Annotated in this window: 4 protein-coding genes; 2 read left to right on the forward strand and 2 right to left on the reverse strand. The window is 62.5% G+C overall.

Annotated elements, in window-relative coordinates:
- Nucleotides 1-263 (forward strand): hypothetical protein (locus QOC89_RS23910; protein WP_323047281.1); only part of this gene is annotated, 263 nt, incomplete at its 5' end.
- 333 nt (nt 264-596) lie between these two features.
- Nucleotides 597-2,600 (forward strand): cyclic di-GMP phosphodiesterase, encoded by a 2,004-nt coding sequence (gene pdeR, locus QOC89_RS23915; protein WP_323047282.1) that lies wholly within the window; start codon nt 597-599, stop codon nt 2,598-2,600.
- Nucleotides 2,601-2,701: 101 nt separating this feature from the next.
- Here pdeR and QOC89_RS23920 read toward each other — a convergent pair whose 3' ends face one another.
- Together QOC89_RS23920 and QOC89_RS23925 are read right to left on the reverse strand one after the other, a co-directional pair.
- The gene (locus QOC89_RS23920; RefSeq protein WP_323047283.1) at nt 2,702-3,589 is read right to left on the reverse strand and encodes a crotonase/enoyl-CoA hydratase family protein; all 888 of its coding nucleotides are present in this window, start codon (nt 3,587-3,589) and stop codon (nt 2,702-2,704) included.
- 422 nt (nt 3,590-4,011) lie between these two features.
- Nucleotides 4,012-4,932, reverse strand: a 921-nt coding sequence (locus QOC89_RS23925; protein ID WP_323047284.1) for a malate/lactate/ureidoglycolate dehydrogenase, incomplete at its 5' end; no start/stop codon positions are given.

The following is a 4,932-nucleotide window of genomic DNA, read 5'->3' on the forward strand; positions in this document are numbered from 1 at the left end:
AGGCGATCCCCTTGCTGCGCGAAGTGCGCCGGCATGCACACGACAGTGTCTGGGTGTGCGTCTCCGCGACCGATCCGCTCAATCTCGCCGGCACCTTGCTGACCGGCGACAAGGTACCGTCGGTGGCCGGCAACCGCCTGCTGTTTCGCGACGGCATCGTGGTCGCCACACTCGTTGCCGGCGACTTTAATTTTCTGCCCACGCTCGGCACCGACATGGAAGCAAAGACCCAGGCCCGTTTGCGGCTTGCGAGACGTTATTGATCGAGCCACGCCAGCTCGTCGAGACGGGCTGGCCTTGTTAGCCTGCAGACAGGGATCATGGGCGCAATGCTCGCTGCAAAAGCAAAAAAAGCACGCCTGTGCTGGATCGACTAAAACCGCATCACCCAGCCGCGGGAAAGAGCGGACACAAGCCACACCCGCCCGAGCCCCGAATAAAAGCTTAAAGCTCGTGGCCATCGCAACCGTTAATGTTTATAGGCCCGAACGCCAGCCGCTTAGCTACAATGGGGGCAGTCTTTAAGTATGATGAAGACTGTTTGCCGCCATCCCGCCTTCACGACGGACTCATCGGCACACACGCCCGGGGATCTCATGAACGACGACCAACACGATCAGGTGCTTTTTGCGCAGTTCGGCACAAGCAGCCCTTGCTGGCGTCTGTCGAACGACAGCAACGCACTGGAACTCACGCCCGTCACCGGCGAGGTGCCCGCCAATGTCGCCATTCCTCTGAATCCCCAACAGGCTTCTCAAATCCGTTGCCTGACCGGCGTCACCTCGCATCTGATCCTCGACGTGCGGCTGTTCGGCGAACCCCTGCGCCTGCACCTCGTCGGTAAAAAACTCGCCAGCAATACGTGGGCCGGTACCGCTTCGGCCTATGGCGACACCGAATCCGTCGCGCGCGATCTGGTCCACGGTCTTTCGTTCGCCGAACAGGTGGTCTCCGAAGTCAATTCGGTGGTGGTCATCGTTGACAGGCACGGCCGTATACAGCGCTTCAACCGTCTCGCCGAGGAACTCACCGGCGTCAAGGAAGAAGACATCGTCGGCCGCAATGTGTGGGCGCTGTTCATGACCACTGAATCCGGCGCGGCGTCGAGCCAGAACATCACGGGGTTCTTCAATCGCGGTGTCTCGTACGAAGTCGAGCGGCGCATCAAGACGATCCATGGCGAGCGGCTCTTCCTGTTTCGCAACAAGTTCGTTCACAGCGGCAGCGGCGTCGAAGAGCAATTTCTGATCTGCTCGGGCACCGACATTACCGAAGAGCGGCTCGCGCAGGAAAGACTGACCGAACTGGCGAACACCGATTCGCTCACCGGCCTGGCCAACCGCAACGCGATCCAGGACAAGATCCGTACCGCGATCGAGGAAGCCGGCCCGGACGAATCGGTCGGCGTGCTGTTCCTCGATCTCGACAACTTCAAGAAGGTCAACGACCACTACGGCCATGTGTTCGGCGACCGGCTGATCCGCGATGTGTCGGCGGCCATCCGCACCTGCCTGAACGAAGACGATGCGCTCGCGCGCCTCGGCGGCGACGAATTCATCGTGCTCGCCGCCAAGGGCACCGCCCACGAGCTCGAAGCCACCGCGCAGCGCATTCTCGAACGTTTGCGCACGCCGTTCAGTCTGGGGCTCGTCGAGGTCTACACCGGCTGCTCGATCGGCATCGCGCGCTATCCGGAACACGGCGACAGCCTCGAATCGCTGATCCGTTCCGCGGACACGGCCATGTACGTGGCCAAAGATGAAGGCAAGCGCACCTATCGCGTGTTCTCGCCCGACATGAACCGCAAGGTCGCCGAGTACATGTGGCTCGACACCAACCTGCGGCGCGGCCTCGAGGAAGGGCAACTGACCCTGCACTATCAACCCAAGCTCGTGCTCGCCACCGGTGCGGTGCAAGGCGCGGAGGCGCTGGTCCGCTGGAATTCGCCGGAGCGCGGCCAGATCATGCCGGCCGAATTCATCCGTTATGCCGAAGAATCCGGGCTGATCGGCGTGCTCGGCCGTTGGGTCATGGAAACGGCGGCACGGCAGGCGGCCAAATGGAAGGCGGACGGCTACAACCTGCGCATCGCGATCAACGTGTCGGCACGCCAACTGGTCGATACCGCCGTGGTGCGGCATTTCAGCGAAGCGCTGCAGCGCGCGAACCTCGATCCGTGTCTGGTCGACCTCGAACTCACCGAAAGTTGCCTGATCGAGGACGAAGCGGCGGCGATCGATCTGATCAAGCAATTCCGCCAGCTCGGCGCGCAGGTTCATCTGGACGACTTCGGGACCGGCTATTCGTCGCTTTCGCAATTGGGCCGGATTCCGCTCGACGTCATCAAGCTCGACCGCAGTTTCGTCCGTTCGATCAATGCCGACACCAAAGCGCAAGCCCTGGTGCGTTCGATGGTGGCGGTCGCGCAGGAACTGGATTTCAAGGTGGTCGCCGAAGGGATTGAAACCGAGTCCGAAGAAGTCTTCATGAAGGGACTGGGCGTGGACTACGTGCAGGGCTTTCTGTACGCTCAGGCCATGCCGGCCGCCGAATTCGAGCGCTGGTTGCAGGACAGGCAGAAGCTCAGACTGATTGCCTGAGTTTTAGCGCGCCGCGCGGGAAATCCGCTCGCTGGGCGCCCCCGCGGGAAGTCTCGCAGGGCGCGCCGCTCACGCGCGATCGGGTAGGGCGCCGGAGCGATTCAGGCGAAATTGGCCGCGCCGGCGCTCGCCTGGCGCAAGTTCGACGTCCGGCGGTTTTGCAGCATCACCAGCCGCTCCATGAAGGCGAGGTCCTTTTCCTCGATCGTGAAGGCTGCGTCCACCCAGTCCTCGGTGATTTCCATCAATTCGGCCCGCGAGAGCTGCAGCACGCGCTGGCGCGCCCGCAGCATCGCGCGGATGCCGTTGATCTTCGGCCGGAGCGTGTCGATAAAGGTGCGCGTCGCCATATAGGCGTCGCCCGGTTCGAACAGCTGGTCGACCAGCCCCTTGCCGAAGTGCCACTCAGCCGTATGCGATTCCCCCACGCCGATCAATTCCTCGGCCAGCCGCATGCCCACCTTGCGCGCGACCAGTGAATAGCCGCCCATGCCCGGGAACAGGTTGAACGCGATTTCCGGAAAACCCATCCGCGCATCGGTCTGCGCCAGCAGGAAATGATGCGCGAGCGCCGCCTCGAACCCGCCTCCCAACGCCGTGCCCTCCACCATCGCGATCGAAATGGCCCCCGTATCGAAGCCGCGAGCCGCGCCATGCACACAATCCACGCAGGCGCGCGCGTACGCCAGCAGCGCCTGGCGCTTGCCGGAGCGGATCGTGTCGGCGAAGAAGTCGAGGTCGCCCCCGACGTTGAACATGGTCGGGATCAACGAGCCGGTCACCCAGAAGTCGATCGGCAAGCCGGACTCTCGTGCTGCCTGCGCGAGACCCAGAATGTCGTGCACCAGATCGAGATTGAAACAGGGACGCGGCTGCGCCCGCAGCATCATCCACATGATGTTGCGGCCTTCTTCGTAGTAAGCGGAGACTTGCGACAAATTGCCGGCTTCGAGAAATGGACGGCAGGCGTGATGATTATGCAAGTTCATTTGATCGGTCCTTTTAGGGTTAAACACTGGTATTGCAATGCGAGCCTAAAGCAGACCGGAATAGGATGGGAGCGGGGTAACCAACAGATGAATGCAACACGCGCGTGAAGTCCCGGCTGGCGGCGCTCTGCGGGGAGAAAAAGCGTGCACTAAAAGGATGCGGGGACGCAAACGGTTGCGCATCGCAGATGGGCGGAATTAAGCTGCAAAACCAACCGCTGCCGCAATAATTTAGCGCACGAACAAAGCGGGCATTTCTTGCCGGATTTGAATGAGAAGGATTAGCCTTCGATTAGCCAATGCAATCGAAATATGGCTTGCAAATGATTGTTTTCTTATTTGTGGGCTAGCAGACAGAATATGCAATTTGAATAATTAAACGCAGGCGCGGCAAGGCGCCCGGGATTCGCACGCGATCAAGGCTATTGCAACTTCGCGGCCCATCGCTCAGCCTGCTCCGCGTTCATGCCGACGGCCAATGCCGCCGCGCGGATCTGCGCCCACGTAGCCGGATCGACCGGAACGCCCTCGGCCTCGCGTTGCGCGCGGATCATCCGCTCGGGTTCGCCGGGCTCATAGATACGCTCCGCGCCGGCGGCGAGCGGTGAAGCCTTCACCCAGTCGATGAACGCATCCGCCTCGGCCTGCGCGGCGGGTGCGTCGAACGCGGCCGGGTCGACGATCACCGAGAGCATGCAATTGATGATCGCGTTGGTCGTGCCGAGCGTGTCCGAGTGCGTGGTGAAGCCGCCGGAGAGCGCACCGGCGAAAATCTCGCACATTGCCGCGAGCCCGAAACCCTTGTGACCACCGAACGGCGTCAACGAGCCGAACGGCGCTTCGTGCATGACCGTGGGGTCGAGCGTCGGAAAGCCCTCGTGATCGATCAGCGCGCCGGGCGGCACATGCTTGCCCTGGTTATAGGCGACGCGCGTTTTGCCGTACGCCACCGTGCTGGTCGCGAAGTCGAGCACGAGCGGCGGCTTGCCGGGCCGCGGATACGCCGCGCAAAACGGATTCGTACCGATGCGGCGGTCCGCGCCACCAAACGGCGCGACGAGCGGATCGCCCGCCACATTGACGAAATGGAAGGAGACCAGGCCGGCGCGCGCGCATTGTTCCGCCCAGTGCCCGATGCGCCCGATATGGTGCGCGCTGCGCAAGCCGACCGCGCAGATGCCGAGGCGTTTCGCGCGCTCGATGCCCTGCTCCATCGCCTCGAACGCGACAACCTGACCGAAGCCTCTCGCGCCTTCGACGGTCAGGACCGCGCCCGCATCTTTCACGATCCGCGCGTGCAGATTCAGTTGCAGTTGCGCGTCGGCCAACGACGCCACGTAGCG

It is taken from the genome of Paraburkholderia sp., assembly GCF_034668105.1.
Lineage (GTDB): Bacteria > Pseudomonadota > Gammaproteobacteria > Burkholderiales > Burkholderiaceae > Paraburkholderia.

What these genes read in the sequence shown, in the direction of transcription:
- QOC89_RS23920 (WP_323047283.1), bottom strand. Translation starts at nt 3,589, where the DNA reads ATGAACTTGCATAATCATCACGCCTGCCGTCCATTTCTCGAAGCCGGC.
- pdeR (WP_323047282.1), top strand. Translation starts at nt 597, where the DNA reads ATGAACGACGACCAACACGATCAGGTGCTTTTTGCGCAGTTCGGCACA.